This window comes from Pantoea sp. MBD-2R (genome assembly GCF_039134845.1).
In the GTDB taxonomy this organism is placed as follows: domain Bacteria; phylum Pseudomonadota; class Gammaproteobacteria; order Enterobacterales; family Enterobacteriaceae; genus Erwinia.
In genome coordinates this window covers 4,468,114-4,482,344 of the sequence record NZ_CP152417.1, presented here as the reverse complement: position 1 = coordinate 4,482,344, position 14,231 = coordinate 4,468,114, and the positions used below count along the sequence as shown (strand labels likewise).

12 protein-coding genes are annotated in these 14,231 nt (G+C 54.7%); 10 read left to right on the top strand and 2 right to left on the bottom strand.

Translation table 11 applies throughout. The annotated features are described in order from the left end of the window. Window positions 1-125: 125 nt before the first annotated feature. The 8 genes from AAGQ96_RS20625 (at window position 126) to corA (ending at window position 9,702) form a co-directional block, all read left to right on the top strand. Window positions 126-2,681: a class I adenylate cyclase gene (locus AAGQ96_RS20625; RefSeq protein WP_147200267.1), complete on the top strand. Its 2,556-nt coding sequence runs from the start codon at window positions 126-128 to the stop codon at window positions 2,679-2,681. A gap of 149 nt (window positions 2,682-2,830) precedes the next feature. Further along, window positions 2,831-3,025, top strand: a complete 195-nt coding sequence (locus tag AAGQ96_RS20620) for a lipoprotein (RefSeq protein ID WP_147200266.1) — start codon at window positions 2,831-2,833, stop codon at window positions 3,023-3,025. A gap of 26 nt (window positions 3,026-3,051) precedes the next feature. Further along, window positions 3,052-3,876, top strand: coding sequence for a diaminopimelate epimerase (gene dapF / locus AAGQ96_RS20615; RefSeq protein ID WP_147200265.1), 825 nt, complete (start codon window positions 3,052-3,054; stop codon window positions 3,874-3,876). Window positions 3,877-3,901: 25 nt separating this feature from the next. Then, entirely contained in the window at window positions 3,902-4,609 is a 708-nt protein-coding gene (locus tag AAGQ96_RS20610) for a DUF484 domain-containing protein (protein WP_147200264.1), read from the top strand. Then, a complete protein-coding gene (xerC, locus tag AAGQ96_RS20605) occupies window positions 4,606-5,514 on the top strand; it encodes a tyrosine recombinase XerC (protein ID WP_342754449.1) in 909 nt (302 codons plus the stop codon). The genes AAGQ96_RS20610 and xerC overlap by 4 nt, the downstream gene beginning before the upstream one ends. Further along, a complete protein-coding gene (yigB, locus tag AAGQ96_RS20600; RefSeq protein WP_342754448.1) occupies window positions 5,514-6,230 on the top strand; it encodes a 5-amino-6-(5-phospho-D-ribitylamino)uracil phosphatase YigB in 717 nt (238 codons plus the stop codon). The genes xerC and yigB overlap by 1 nt, the downstream gene beginning before the upstream one ends. Before the next feature lie 57 nt (window positions 6,231-6,287). After that, on the top strand, window positions 6,288-8,450 hold the full coding sequence (gene uvrD / locus AAGQ96_RS20595; protein ID WP_147200261.1) for a DNA helicase II: 2,163 nt from the start codon (window positions 6,288-6,290) through the stop codon (window positions 8,448-8,450). A 298-nt stretch (window positions 8,451-8,748) separates the two neighbouring features. Beyond that, complete coding sequence (gene corA, locus AAGQ96_RS20590) at window positions 8,749-9,702, top strand: magnesium/cobalt transporter CorA (RefSeq protein ID WP_147200260.1); 954 nt, start codon at window positions 8,749-8,751, stop codon at window positions 9,700-9,702. Between the two features lie 134 nt (window positions 9,703-9,836). On the opposite strand, the gene rarD is transcribed toward corA, so the two are convergent. Next, window positions 9,837-10,736 carry an EamA family transporter RarD gene (gene rarD / locus AAGQ96_RS20585; protein ID WP_342754447.1) on the bottom strand — a complete coding sequence of 300 codons (900 nt, stop codon included), beginning with the start codon at window positions 10,734-10,736 and terminating at the stop codon, window positions 9,837-9,839. Between the two features lie 84 nt (window positions 10,737-10,820). After that, the gene (locus AAGQ96_RS20580; RefSeq protein WP_147200700.1) at window positions 10,821-11,291 is read right to left on the bottom strand and encodes a thioesterase family protein; all 471 of its coding nucleotides are present in this window, start codon (window positions 11,289-11,291) and stop codon (window positions 10,821-10,823) included. 173 nt (window positions 11,292-11,464) lie between these two features. Here AAGQ96_RS20580 and pldA point away from each other — a divergent pair, with 173 nt between their 5' ends. Then, on the top strand, window positions 11,465-12,343 hold the full coding sequence (gene pldA, locus AAGQ96_RS20575) for a phospholipase A (RefSeq protein ID WP_147200258.1): 879 nt from the start codon (window positions 11,465-11,467) through the stop codon (window positions 12,341-12,343). A 52-nt stretch (window positions 12,344-12,395) separates the two neighbouring features. Beyond that, window positions 12,396-14,219 (top strand): ATP-dependent DNA helicase RecQ, encoded by a 1,824-nt coding sequence (gene recQ / locus AAGQ96_RS20570; protein WP_147200257.1) that lies wholly within the window; start codon window positions 12,396-12,398, stop codon window positions 14,217-14,219. Window positions 14,220-14,231: the final 12 nt, after the last annotated feature.

Sequence of the window (14,231 nt, the reverse complement as noted above, 5' to 3'; positions counted from 1 at the left end):
GTCAACCGACCAGGTGTTAGATTGATCACGTTTCCAGCAATAATTCGCACGACTATTTTTAAAGCAAGCGGCGGAGCTTGGAAACCGGGTTTTTTATAAGCACTGGGATAATCAGGCGAGACGTCTTGTACCTCTACATAGAGACACTGAAACAGAGACTGGATGCCATCAACCAGCTGCGCGTCGATCGCGCCCTGGCGGCCATGGGACCTGCTTTTCAACAGGTATACAGTCTGCTGCCGACCTTATTACATTATCATCATCCATTGATGCCGGGTTACCTTGCGGGTAACGTTCCCCATGGCATCAGTTTCTACACGCCTGATGAAAGTCAAATAAGCTATCTTAATGATTTAGAAGGTGAATCTGGCGCCAGCGCTGCCCTGACGCCGCGTGGCGAAATGCCGATTACCGGCGTCTATTCCATGGGTAGCACCTCCTCGGTGGGTCAAAACGCAAACTCAGACCTCGATATCTGGGTTTGTCATCAGTCGTGGCTGGATAACGAAGAGCGCCTCGCGCTGCAAAAGAAATGTACGCAGCTCCAGAAATGGTGCGCGGGAATGGGGCTGGAAGTTAGCTTCTTCCTGATTGATGAAAACCGCTTCCGTCATAATGAAAGCGGGAGCCTCGGTGGTGAAGACTGCGGTTCAACTCAACATATTTTGCTGCTGGACGAGTTCTATCGTACGGCGGTGCGCATGGCCGGTAAGCGCATTTTGTGGAACATGGTGCCGGGCGAAGAAGAAGAACATTACGACGATTACGTGATGTCGTTATATCAGCAGGGCGTACTGACGCCGAATGAGTGGCTGGATCTGGGCGGGCTCGGCACGCTTTCGGCGGAAGAATACTTTGGTGCCAGCCTGTGGCAGCTCTATAAAAGTATCGACTCCCCCTACAAGGCCGTGCTGAAAACCCTATTGCTTGAAGCCTATTCCTGGGAATATCCCAGTACGCGGCTGCTGGCGATGGATATTAAACAGCGCCTGCATGATGGCGAAATCGTATCCTACGGTCTCGATCCCTATTGCATGATGCTTGAGCGCGTAACGCACTATCTTACCAGCATTGAGGATCATGCCCGCCTCGACCTGGTGCGCCGCTGCTTCTATCTGAAAGTCCGCGAAAAGCTGTCGCAAGGCAATGACACGCCAGGCTGGCGACGCGAGATCCTCAGCCAGCTGATCGGCGAATGGGGCTGGGACGAAGAGCGTTTAGCCATGCTCGACAGCCGCGCGGACTGGAAAATTGGCCGCGTTCGTGAAGCGCATAACGAACTGCTGGATGCGATGATGCAAAGCTATCGCAATCTGATCCGCTTCGCCCGTCGCAACAATCTGAGCGTCAGCGCCAGCCCGCAGGATATCGGCGTGTTAACGCGTAAGCTGTACGCGGCGTTTGAAGCGCTGCCGGGTAAAGTGACGCTGTTGAACCCACAGATTTCGCCCGATCTCTCCGAGCCTCACCTGACTTTTATTCACGTACCGCATGGGCGTGCCAATCGGGCCGGCTGGTATCTGTACAATCAGTCGCCGGATATGCAATCGATCATCAGCCATCAGCCGCTGGAATATAACCGCTATCTGAACAAGCTGGTGGCATGGGCCTGGTTTAATGGCCTGTTAACCAGCAAAACCCGCCTGCATATTAAAGGCAATGAAATTTGCGACCTGGCGCGTTTGCAGGAGCTGGTCGCGGACGTATCGCACCATTTTCCTTTGCGGTTGCCCGCGCCAACGCCTAAGGCGCTTTACAGCCCGTGCGAAATTCGCCATCTGGCGATTATCGTCAATCTTGAGCACGATCCGACTGCGGCTTTCCGTAACCAGGTGGTGCACTTTGATTTCCGTAAGCTGGACGTCTTCAGCTTTGGCCAGCAGCAGCAATGTCTGATTGGCAGCATCGATCTGCTGTATCGCAACTCGTGGAATGAGGTGCGCACGCTGCATTTCAACGGCGAGCAGGCGGTCATTGAAGGGCTGAAAACCATTTTGGGCAAAATGCACCAGGATGCCGCGCCGCCAGATGCCGTGGAAGTATTTTGCTACAGCCAGCATTTACGCGGTTTGATTCGTACCCGCGTGCAGCAGCTGGTTTCTGAGTGCATTGAGCTGCGCCTCTCCAGTACGCGTCAGGAGCCGGGCCGCTTCAAAGCCGTGCGCGTAGCGGGCCAGACCTGGGGGTTGTTCTTTGAACGGCTGAGCGTTTCGGTGCAGAAACTGGAAAATGCCGTAGAGTTTTATGGTGCAATTTCCAATAACAAACTGCATGGCCTGTCGATTAAGGTAGAAACTGACCAGTCCCGTTTACCTGCGGTGGTTAACGGCTACGCCAGTGAAGGCATCATCCAGTTCTTCTTTGAAGATACCCGGGACGATCACGGCTTTAATATCTACATTCTGGATGAGACTAACAGGGTAGAAATCTATCACCATTGTGAAGGCAGCAAAGAAGAGCTGGTGCGTGATGTCAGCCGTTTCTACTCCTCCTCGCACGATCGTTTTACCTATGGCTCCAGCTTTATCAATTTCAATCTGCCGCAGTTTTATCAAATTGTGCAGGTAGACGAGCGCTTCCAGGTGATCCCTTTCCGCAGCCAGACGCTGGCACAGCTGTGCGCAAACGCGTCGGATAATGATCCTAATGGCGAGCATACGCCGCGCTATCAGATGCATTAACCGACGTCTGGTGACCACTGAGTTGGCGTTGTCCCGGCGCGGACAACCGCTTCCCTTTCTGCGACATTCATTCACCTTTTCCTGTTGCTTTTAGCACTTCACCTGCGATGATAGACAACCAACAGGCATCAATAACGAGCAGAAGAAGCATGAACAAAATGATTTGCCGGATGGCGCTGGCGCTGGCCGTAGTCAGCCTGGCGGGATGCGGACTGAAAGGCCCTTTGTATTTCCCGCCACAGGAGCAGCCGCATAAGCCCGTCGCTCCCCTGAGTAAACCCGCTGGCAGCAAGACGCAGCAGCAGTCAGCCACCTCCGATTCGGACTCGCAATCGGCTCAGTAAATATGACGCACTCGTTGGAGCCAAAAATGCAGTTCTCCAAAATGCACGGTCTGGGCAACGACTTTATGGTGGTCGATGCCGTGACGCAAAACGTCTATTTCTCCCCGGAACTGATCCGTCGCCTGGCGGATCGTCATCTGGGGATCGGCTTCGATCAGCTACTGATCGTTGAACCGCCGTACGATCCTGACCTGGATTTTCATTATCGCATTTTTAACGCTGACGGCAGCGAAGTGGCTCAGTGTGGTAACGGCGCACGCTGTTTCGCCCGTTTTGTGCGGCTGAAAGGCTTAACCAATAAAAGCGATATCCGCGTCAGTACGCAGACGGGCCGTATGGTGCTTAGCGTCACGCCGGACGAGCTGGTTTGCGTCAACATGGGTGAGCCTAATTTTGAACCGCAGCAGGTTCCTTTCCGCGCCAATAAAGCCGAAAACCTCTATCTGATGCGCGCAGCCGAACAAACCATCATGTGTGGCGTGGTTTCAATGGGCAATCCTCACTGCGTATTGCAGGTTGATAGCGTGAAAACCGCGCTGGTAGAAACGCTGGGACCGGTGCTGGAAAGCCATGAACGCTTCCCGGAACGCGTAAACGTCGGCTTTATGGAAGTCGCCAGCCGCGAACATATTCGGCTGCGCGTCTATGAACGTGGCGCGGGTGAAACCCAGGCCTGCGGCAGCGGAGCCTGTGCGGCAGTAGCAGTAGGCATTCAGCAGGGGCTACTGGCAGAAAAAGTCAGAGTCGATCTGCCTGGCGGCAGCTTAAATATTGCCTGGAAAGGGCCGGGTCATCCGCTGTATATGACCGGACCTGCCACTCATGTCTATGACGGATTTATTCATCTATGAAACCCAACGGAGCAGCCGCCAGCTTATGAAAAACGTCGGTGAACACCAGACCGCCAGCGAGTTTTTGCTGGACGATCGAGCGGTCAGCGATTATCTGATACAAAATCCAGATTTCTTTATCCGCAATGCGCGTCAGGTTGAACAGATGCATGTTCCTCACCCGGTGCGGGGGACGGTTTCTCTGGTTGAATGGCAGCTGGCGCGCCAGCGTAATCAGATTGGCCAGCTGGAAGAGGAAATTACCCTGCTGATGGAACAGGCCAATGCTAACCATCAGCTGTTCGATCGCCTGCTGGCGCTTCAGGCCCGGCTGGCCTCGGCGCCCAGCCTGCACGATATGCTTAACCGGCTGCACCGTTGGGCGCGGGAACTCGGCCTGGCGGGCGCGAACGTGCGTTTGTTCAGTGAAAAATGGCGTATTGGCGCGCCCTCCGACTTTACCCAACTGTCGCTTTCCCGGCAGGCTTTTGAAGCGATCCGTATTCAGCGTTTAGGTAAGCAAAATCACTATTTGGGCAACCTGAACGGGCCTGAACTGCTGCTGCTGTTGCCGCAGGCGAAAGCGATTGGATCGGTTGCAATGTCGTTGATGGGAGAGAAAGGCGATCTGGGCGTGTTGATTTTCAGCAGCCGCGATACCCAACACTATCAGTCGGGCATGGGAACGGTATTGTTACAGCATCTTGCGGAAATGCTGCCTGAACTGTTGCAGCGCTGGGTGGAACGCGCATGAGTGACGACTCTCCTCTGCTGCCGGCGGTAGAGGGTTTTCTGCGCTATATGAAAGTGGAGCGCCAGCTCAGCCCGCTGACGCAAAGCAACTATCAGCGCCAGCTTACGGCCTGCATCACGCTGCTTGATGAAATGAAACTGACCGGCTGGGATAAACTGGACGCGGCTCAGGTGCGTTCGCTGGCGGCACGCAGCCGGCGCGCGGGCCTCAAACCCGCCAGCCTGGCGTTGCGCCTTTCTGCGCTGCGCAGTTTCCTTGACTGGCAAATCAGTCAGGGCATGTTAAAGGCAAATCCGGCAAAGGGCGTTGCAACTCCACGTGCGTCACGGCATCTGCCAAAAAATATCGACGTCGATGACGTTAACCAGCTGCTGGAAATCGATCTGAACGATCCGCTGGCGGTTCGCGACCGTGCCATGCTTGAAGTCATGTACGGTGCCGGGCTGCGCCTGTCGGAACTGGTTGGGATTGATATTGGCCATCTCGATTTGGCCTCCGGCGAGGTCTGGGTGGTGGGTAAAGGCAGCAAAGAGCGCCGTTTACCTGTGGGTCGGACGGCGGTGATCTGGCTGGAAAACTGGCTGGCATTGCGCGAACTTTTTGCGCCGGAAGATAACGCGGTATTTCTGTCAAAGCAGGGAAAAAGAATTTCCGCTCGCAACGTGCAGAAGCGTTTCGCTGAGTGGGGCGTTAAGCAAGGCGTCTCCAGCCATATCCATCCGCATAAGCTGCGGCATTCATTTGCCACTCATATGTTGGAATCCAGTGGCGATCTGCGAGCCGTCCAGGAACTCTTGGGCCACGCTAATCTCACTACGACGCAAATTTATACCCATCTCGACTTCCAACATCTGGCTTCGGTTTACGATGCCGCCCATCCCCGTGCTAAACGAGGAAAATCCTGATGCACTTTTACCGCCCGCTCCGGCCGATTGCGGCCATGACTTTTGATCTGGATGATACGCTGTACGATAACCATCCTGTTATCAGCCGCACCACAAAAGAATCTCACGCTTTTTTACAGGCTTATCACCCGCAGCTGAACCAGTTTAGCGTCCAGCAATATCAGCAATTGCGTGACAGCCTGCGCGAGCAGGAGCCGGAAATTTACCACGATGTCAGCGAGTGGCGACGTCGTGCGGTAGAGTTGGCAATGCTGAATGTGGGCCTGACCGCCACAGAAGCGGATAAAGGTTCGCGCGAGGTGATGGCGCACTTCGCCCACTGGCGCAGCCAGATTGAAGTGCCGGAAGAGACGCATATCACGCTGGCTGCGCTGGCCCAGCGTATACCGCTGGTTGCGATCACTAACGGCAATGCGGAGCCTCATCTTTTCGGCCTGGATAAATACTTCAAGTTTATTCTGCGAGCCGGGCCGCATGGTCGCGCTAAGCCTTACCACGATATGTATCACCTGGCGGCGGAAAAGCTCAATCTTCCGCTGGAAAACATCCTGCACGTTGGTGACGATCTCACCACGGACGTAGCGGGTGCGGTGCGCTGCGGGATGCAGGCATGCTGGATTAACCTGCGCGGCGGCAACCTGATGCACATCGACGACGGGCGTCTGCTGCCGACGCTGGAAATTTCGCAGTTGGCATCGCTGACCGCGCTGATATAATACGCTGGTTAAATATCCAGTGGAGCGCATGACGCTCCCCTTTACCTGACGGTGCCTATGGACGTTTCTGACCTGCTCGACAGCTTGAATGACAAACAACGTGAGGCCGTCGCCGCGCCGCGCAGCAATTTGCTGGTGCTGGCGGGTGCGGGCAGTGGTAAAACTCGCGTTCTGGTTCACCGGATTGCCTGGCTGCTGGCGGTAGAAAACTGTTCGCCTTACTCCATCATGGCCGTGACCTTTACCAACAAGGCTGCGGCTGAGATGCGTCATCGTATTGAGCAGCTGATTGGCACCAGTCAGGGCGGTATGTGGATTGGTACCTTCCATGGCCTGGCGCACCGCCTGCTTCGCGCGCACCATCTGGATGCGAATCTGCCGCAGGATTTCCAGATTCTGGACAGCGACGATCAGATGCGATTGCTTAAGCGCCTGATTAAAGCCATGAATCTGGATGAGAAACAGTGGCCTGCCCGTCAGGCGATGTGGTACATCAACGGCAAGAAAGATGAAGGGCTGCGCCCAAAACATATCGAAAGCTACGGCAATCCGATAGAGCAAACCTGGCTGCGGGTTTATCAGGCCTATCAGGAAGCCTGCGATCGCGCCGGGCTGGTCGATTTTGCCGAACTGCTGCTGCGCGCCCACGAGCTGTGGCTCAACAAGCCGCATATTCTGAATCATTATCGCGAGCGTTTTACCAATATTTTGGTGGATGAGTTCCAGGATACTAACAACATCCAGTACGCCTGGATTCGCATGCTGGCTGGCGACAGTGGCAAAGTGATTATCGTTGGGGATGACGATCAGTCGATTTACGGCTGGCGTGGTGCGCAGGTTGAAAATATCCAGCGCTTCCTGAATGATTTTAACGGTGCGCAGACGATTCGTCTGGAGCAAAACTACCGTTCAACCAACAATATTCTGAAAGCGGCGAACGCCCTGATTGCCAATAATACCGGGCGTCTGGGTAAAGAGCTGTGGACCGACGGTAGCGATGGCGAGCCTATCTCGCTCTACTGCGCCTTCAACGAGCTGGATGAAGCCCGCTTTGTGGTCAACCGCATCAAGGTGTGGATGGAAAACGGCGGCGCGCTGAACGACTGCGCCATTCTTTATCGCAGCAACGCCCAGTCGCGCGTGCTGGAAGAAGCGCTGTTGCAGACCAGCATGCCTTACCGCATCTATGGCGGCATGCGCTTCTTCGAGCGCCAGGAAATCAAAGATTCTCTGGCCTATCTGCGGCTTATTGCCAATCGTAATGATGATGCTGCTTTCGAACGCGTGGTGAACACGCCGACCCGTGGCATTGGCGATCGCACACTTGATGTGGTGCGTCAGACGGCCCGCGAGCGCCAGCTGACGCTCTGGCAGACGGCCCGCACGCTATTGCAGGAAAAAGCGCTGGCTGGCCGCGCCGCTTCTGCACTGCAACGCTTCACCGAGCTGGTGGATTCTCTGGCGCAGGAAACCAGCGAACTGCCGCTGCACGTGCAGACCGACCGGGTGATTAAAGATTCCGGCCTGTGGCTGATGTACGAGCAGGAAAAAGGCGAAAAAGGCCAGGCGCGTATTGAAAACCTTGAGGAACTGGTCAACGCCACGCGGCAGTACAGCTATCAGGATGAAGATGAAGACCTGATGCCGCTCCAGGCATTTTTGTCCCACGCGGCGCTGGAAGCGGGCGAAGGTCAGGCCGATAAGTGGCAGGATGCGGTGCAGCTGATGACCATGCACGCAGCGAAAGGCCTGGAGTTTACCCAGGTGTTTATCGTCGGGATGGAAGAGGGCATGTTCCCAAGCCAGATGTCGCTGGAAGAGGGCGGCAGGCTGGAGGAGGAGCGCCGTCTGGCCTATGTGGGCGTCACGCGCGCCATGCAGAAACTGACGCTAACCTATGCGGAAACGCGTCGTCTGTACGGTAAAGAAGTCTATCACCGCCCGTCGCGTTTTGTCGGGGAGCTGCCGGAAGAGTGTGTGGAAGAGGTGCGCCTGCGCGCCAGCATCAGCCGACCGGTCAGCCATCAGCGTATGGGTACGCCAGTGGCGCAGAACGACAGCGGCTTTGCTTTGGGTCAGCGCGTGCGTCATGCGAAATTCGGTGAAGGCACCATTGTGAATCTGGAAGGCAGTGGCGACCACAGTCGTCTTCAGGTGGCTTTTCAGGGCCAGGGGATCAAATGGCTGGTTGCCGCCTACGCGAAGCTGGAAACCGTCTGAGGCCCCCTGTTTCATTCTGAATCTTTATTATCCGGGGTTGATGTTGACGCCATTTTCAGCACAGCGTAACATGCGCGCACCATCATCCTGAGAGGACATTCGCCTTGGACACACCCAGTAGATACTGGCTCATTGACCTGCACACCAGGTACAACTCCTAAGGCTATCCTCTTCCGCCGATAGCCTTCGTGGTTGTTGGCGACCCGCATTTAAGTCGCTCTGAGTCAGATCGACCGAAACGTCGACGTTTCCCGTGTTCAAGCGCCAGTCCCTGTTATTTCGAATTGGGAGTACAGCTATGCTGAGCGCATTTAAACTGGATCAAAGCCGCCTGTCTCGTCTTGAGTTGGATGAAGCCAATGATGAACTGGTCAGTTCGGTCTGGGTTGATCTGATCGAGCCAGAGGAAAACGAGCGCGATCGCGTGCAGAGCGAATTAGGTCAGAGTCTGGCCACGCGTCCTGAACTGGAAGATATTGAAGCTTCAGCACGTTTTTTTGAAGATGAAGACGGCCTGCATATCCACTCCTTTTTCTTCTATGAAGATGCGGAAGACCATGCCGGTAACTCAACCGTTGCTTTTACCATCCGTGAAGGACGCCTTTATACCCTGCGTGAGCGCGAGCTGCCTGCTTTCCGCCTTTACCGTATGCGTGCGCGTAACCAGGTATTGATCGATGGCAATGCTTACGAGCTGCTGCTGGATCTGTTCGAAACCAAAATCGAACAGCTGGCCGACGAAATCGAAAACATCTACAGCGATCTGGAAAAGCTCAGCCGGGTCATTATGGAAGGGCAGCAGGGTGATGAGTTTGATGCAGCGCTTTCTACCCTGGCAGAACTGGAAGATATTGGCTGGAAAGTGCGCCTGTGCCTGATGGATACTCAGCGAGCGCTGAATTTCCTGGTGCGCAAAGCGCGTCTGCCGGCAAACCAGTTAGAGCAGGCGCGTGAAATCCTGCGGGATATCGAATCGCTGCTGCCGCATAATGAATCGCTGTTCCAGAAGGTTAACTTTCTGATGCAGGCGGCCATGGGCTTTATCAACATCGAGCAGAACCGCATCATCAAAATCTTCTCGGTAGTTTCTGTGGTGTTCCTGCCGCCAACGCTGGTCGCTTCAAGCTACGGTATGAACTTTGAATTTATGCCTGAATTGAAATGGAGCTTCGGCTACCCTGGCGCGATTTGCCTGATGATCCTGGCTGGGCTGGCACCTTACGCTTACTTTAAGCGAAAAAACTGGCTTTAACGCGGATGGATTACGGGCGTCAGTGATAAACGCTCCGTTGATCGAGCCTGTTGTAAGACAGGCTCTTTTTTCTGAGTGTCTGCCCTTCGCGCAGCCGTGCTCCTTTGATTATCCGAGCGTCACTCGTTCAGTTATCACACGGCTTCCTTCTTCCCTCGTTTCAACGCCCACAGCGCATCAAATATAAATAACGCCAGCGCCGCCCAGATAAAGCTGAAGGTGACGGCCTTGTCCGGCGTCATGTGTTCGCCATAAAAGATCACTGCCAGCAGGAACATCAGCGTTGGCCCAAGATATTGAAAGAAACCTACCGTTGATAGCCGTAAACGGGTACAGGCTGCGGTGAACAACATCAGTGGAATAGTGGTGACAATCCCGGCGGCAATTAACAGCAGATTGAGCGATAAGGCATTGTGGCTCAAATGACTGGTACTGCTGTCGGCAAAGCCAAACAGATAAAGCGCAGCAAAGGGCAACAGCCAGCTGGTTTCCAGCAGCATGCCGGTTTGGGCATCAACGGCAATTTTTTTACGCAGCAGACCATATAAAGAGAAGGTGACTGCCAGGCCGAGCGCAATGACCGGGACCGAGCCAAATTTCCAGAGCTGCACCAGCACGCCGCAGGCGGCCAGCGCGACGGCAAGCCACTGCAAACGGCGAAACCGCTCGCCCAGAAAGACCATGCCGACCAGCACATTTAGCAAGGGATTAATAAAATAGCCCAGGCTGGCTTCCAGCAGATGTTGGTTATTGACCGCCCAGATAAAAATCAGCCAGTTGCTGCACACCAGGATGGCAGAAACAGCCAGCAGCAGCACCTTTTTAGGCTGTTTAAGGATGGCCTTCACTTTATGCCAGTTACGGCTCAGGCTCAGTAAAATCAGCATAAAAAAGAATGACCAGATCACGCGGTGAGTCATGATTTCGCCCGGCGCAACCTGCTGTAGCAGTTTGAAATAAGCGGGGGCGATGCCCCAGATAAAATAGGCACCCAACGCATAAAAAATACCCTGTCGGGTTTGCTGTGCGTCCATCCAGATTGGCTCCTTGTCAGTAACAGCGATATTGCAATAGTTAACGGCCGCAGGCGGTATGAAATACCGATCGGCCAACGGGGACTAGCCAACGAGATAGGTTGCCGTCGCGCTGGCGATATAAAGGCCGGTGTCATTGTGCAGCTCCACTCTGGCAACCGCGACTTTATTACCTCCGCGTAACAGGCTGCTGGTGGCGATAAAGCGCTCACCGCGTCCCGGGCGCAGGTAATCGACACGTAAATCGATTGTCCCCATGCGTGACAGGCGCTGGCGCAGCTCTTCTTCGGTAATTGTCGGCTGACGCGTTAATGCGCTACCGACGCACACTAAACCTGCGGCAACATCCAGCACTGAGGCAATCACCCCACCGTGCAAAATTTTTTGCGCAACGTTACCGACCAGTTGAAGCTGGTTTACAAAACTAAGCTCGGCATAGTCCGGTTCAAGCCTGTCCAGTGTTAAACCGAGCGCTCGATTAAAAGGCATATCGTAAACAAAAATTTCACCGATCAGCCGGCGAGCGGCGTCCTGATCTAATGGCGTAGCAGACATCATCGGGTGATTCCTTTAGGGAAAACAGGTGGAAGCGCTTCATCTTACTGACTATTTTATGCCGCGCAAAAATGGCTTTCCACTTTACAAAAACAGCACTAATGCCCTCCACTTTTTCTGTGTAGAATGGCGTGCTTTTTACTCATCCCCTGTTTTTTGTTCTGGAGAACACTATGTCTATGCTGAAGGGCCTGCTGGCCGCAGCGCTTCTGATCCCCACGTTAGCGATGGCACAAGAGGCCACGGTAACGGAAGTGCACGATCAGCCTGCCGTACGTGGCAGTATCATTGCTAACTTATTGGAAAAACACGATAACCCTTTTGTGCTTTTCCCTTATGAAAGCAATTATGTGCTGTACACCGATACCAGCAATATCAATAAAGAGGCCATCCAGTCCTATAACTGGGCGGATAAAGCTAAGCATGATGAAGTAAAATTCCAGCTGAGCCTGGCCTTCCCGCTCTGGCGTGGCATTTTAGGTGATAACTCGGTACTGGCCGCTTCGTATACTCAGGGGTCCTGGTGGCAGCTGTCAAACCGCGGCGCTTCTTCACCGTTTCGTGAGACCGACTATCAGCCACAGATCTTTCTGGGCTGGGCAACCGACTACAGTTTCGCTGGCTGGACGCTGCGTGACGTGGAAATGGGCCTGAACCATCAGTCAAATGGCCGTTCGGAGCCGACTTCTCGCAGCTGGAACCGTGTTTATGCACGTCTGATGGCGCAGAACGGTAACTGGATGGTAGAGGCAAAACCCTGGTACCGTCTTCCAGAAAGTGAAAATAATGACGATAACCCGGATATCACTAAGTACATGGGGTATTATCGCCTGACGGTAGGTTATCAGCTGGGCGAGAGCATCTTCAGCGTCCAGAGCAACTACAACTGGAACAGCGGCTACGGCGGCGCACAGGTTGGCTGGAGCTATCCAATTAGCGAACACGTTCGCTTCTATACGCAAGTCTTTAGTGGCTATGGTGAATCCCTGATTGACTATAACCATCGCCAGACCCGAGTCGGCGTCGGTGTGATGCTGAACGACCTGTTTTAATGCATTCCGGGCAGTCCGATCGGGGCTGCCCGCCATCAGATTTGGGGAATACGTGTCTACGGCTGCAGTGATCGATCAGGAAGCGCTGGCGGAACAGGTTTTACAAGAAACCTTTGGCTACCAGCAATTTCGTCCGGGACAGCAAACTATTATTCAGGCCTCGCTGAAAGGGCGTGACTGTCTGGTTGTGATGCCGACCGGCGGCGGCAAATCGCTTTGCTATCAAATTCCGGCGCTGGTGCGCGAAGGGCTGACGCTGGTAGTGTCGCCGCTGATTTCACTGATGAAAGATCAGGTCGATCAGCTGCTGGCGAACGGCGTGGCTGCCGCCTGTCTGAACTCCACGCAGACCCGTGAAGAGCAGCAGGACGTGATGGCGGGCTGTCGTACCGGCCGCGTGCGGTTGCTGTACATCGCGCCAGAACGCCTGATGATGGACAACTTCCTCGACAACCTGCTGCACTGGCATCCGGCAATGCTGGCGGTCGATGAAGCACACTGTATTTCGCAGTGGGGCCACGATTTCCGACCTGAATATGGTGCGCTCGGCCAGCTGCGACAGCGCCTTCCCGATGTGCCGGTCATGGCCCTGACCGCGACCGCTGATGAAACCACGCGTAACGATATTGCGCGCTTGCTCCAGCTTGACGATCCGCTGATCCAGGTCAGCAGTTTCGATCGCCCGAATATCCGCTACACGCTGGTCGAAAAATTCAAACCTACCGACCAGCTGATTCGCTACGTGCAGGATCAGCGCGGTAAATGCGGCATCATCTACTGTAACAGCCGGGCAAAAGTGGAAGACACCGCTGCCCGCCTGCAAAGCCGTGGCTTGAGCGTGGGCGCTTATCATGCGGGCATGGACAATGCTCATCGTGCTCACGTGCAGGAAGCGTTCCAGCGTGACGATCTGCAAATTGTGGTCGCTACCGTGGCATTCGGCATGGGCATCAATAAACCGAACGTGCGCTTTGTGGTGCATTTCGATATCCCGCGTAACATCGAATCCTACTATCAGGAAACCGGCCGCGCCGGTCGTGACGGACTCCCCGCCGAAGCGCTGATGCTTTACGATCCGGCTGATATGGCCTGGCTGCGTCGCTGCCTTGAAGAGAAAGCGCCGGGTCCGTTGCAGGATATTGAACGCCACAAGCTGAACGCGATGGGTGCCTTTGCGGAAGCGCAAACCTGCCGCCGCCTGGTGCTGCTGAACTACTTTGGTGAAGGTCGACAGCAGCCGTGCGACAACTGTGATATTTGTCTCGATCCGCCGCGCCGCTATGACGGTTTGGTCGAGGCGCAGAAAGCCCTGTCGGGTATTTATCGCGTCGGTCAACGCTTTGGCATGGGTTATATTGTCGAAGTGCTGCGTGGTGCCAACAATCAGCGTATTCGTGATATGCAGCACGACAAATTACCGGTCTACGGTATCGGCCGCGATCAGAGCCATGAGCACTGGATTAGCGTTCTGCGCCAGCTGATCCATCTTGGGCTGGTGACGCAAAATATTGCCATGCATTCGGCGCTACAGCTGACCGAAGCGGCCAGGCCTGTTTTGCGCGGTGAAGCACCGCTAATGCTGGCCGTACCGCGTATCGTGAGCAAGCCGAAAAGCAGTACTCAGAAGGCGTTTGGCGGCAACTACGACCGCAAGCTGTTCGCCAAGCTGCGTAAATTGCGTAAGGCGATTGCCGACGAAGAAAATATTCCGCCGTATGTCGTGTTTAACGATGCGACATTGATTGAAATGGCGGAGCAGATGCCCTTGACCGCTTCAGAAATGCTGAGCGTAAACGGCATTGGCCAGCGCAAGCTGGAGCGTTTCGGTAAGCCATTCATGGTGATGATCAGAGAGCACGTCGACGGCGAAGAGTAGTTCTGTGACTAA

What these genes read in the sequence shown, in the direction of transcription:
- dapF (WP_147200265.1), top strand. Translation starts at nt 3,052, where the DNA reads ATGCAGTTCTCCAAAATGCACGGTCTGGGCAACGACTTTATGGTGGTC.
- pldA (WP_147200258.1), top strand. Translation starts at nt 11,465, where the DNA reads ATGTCTATGCTGAAGGGCCTGCTGGCCGCAGCGCTTCTGATCCCCACG.
- corA (WP_147200260.1), top strand. Translation starts at nt 8,749, where the DNA reads ATGCTGAGCGCATTTAAACTGGATCAAAGCCGCCTGTCTCGTCTTGAG.
- AAGQ96_RS20620 (WP_147200266.1), top strand. Translation starts at nt 2,831, where the DNA reads ATGAACAAAATGATTTGCCGGATGGCGCTGGCGCTGGCCGTAGTCAGC.
- rarD (WP_342754447.1), bottom strand. Translation starts at nt 10,736, where the DNA reads ATGGACGCACAGCAAACCCGACAGGGTATTTTTTATGCGTTGGGTGCC.
- xerC (WP_342754449.1), top strand. Translation starts at nt 4,606, where the DNA reads ATGAGTGACGACTCTCCTCTGCTGCCGGCGGTAGAGGGTTTTCTGCGC.
- AAGQ96_RS20580 (WP_147200700.1), bottom strand. Translation starts at nt 11,291, where the DNA reads ATGTCTGCTACGCCATTAGATCAGGACGCCGCTCGCCGGCTGATCGGT.
- yigB (WP_342754448.1), top strand. Translation starts at nt 5,514, where the DNA reads ATGCACTTTTACCGCCCGCTCCGGCCGATTGCGGCCATGACTTTTGAT.
- AAGQ96_RS20610 (WP_147200264.1), top strand. Translation starts at nt 3,902, where the DNA reads ATGAAAAACGTCGGTGAACACCAGACCGCCAGCGAGTTTTTGCTGGAC.
- uvrD (WP_147200261.1), top strand. Translation starts at nt 6,288, where the DNA reads ATGGACGTTTCTGACCTGCTCGACAGCTTGAATGACAAACAACGTGAG.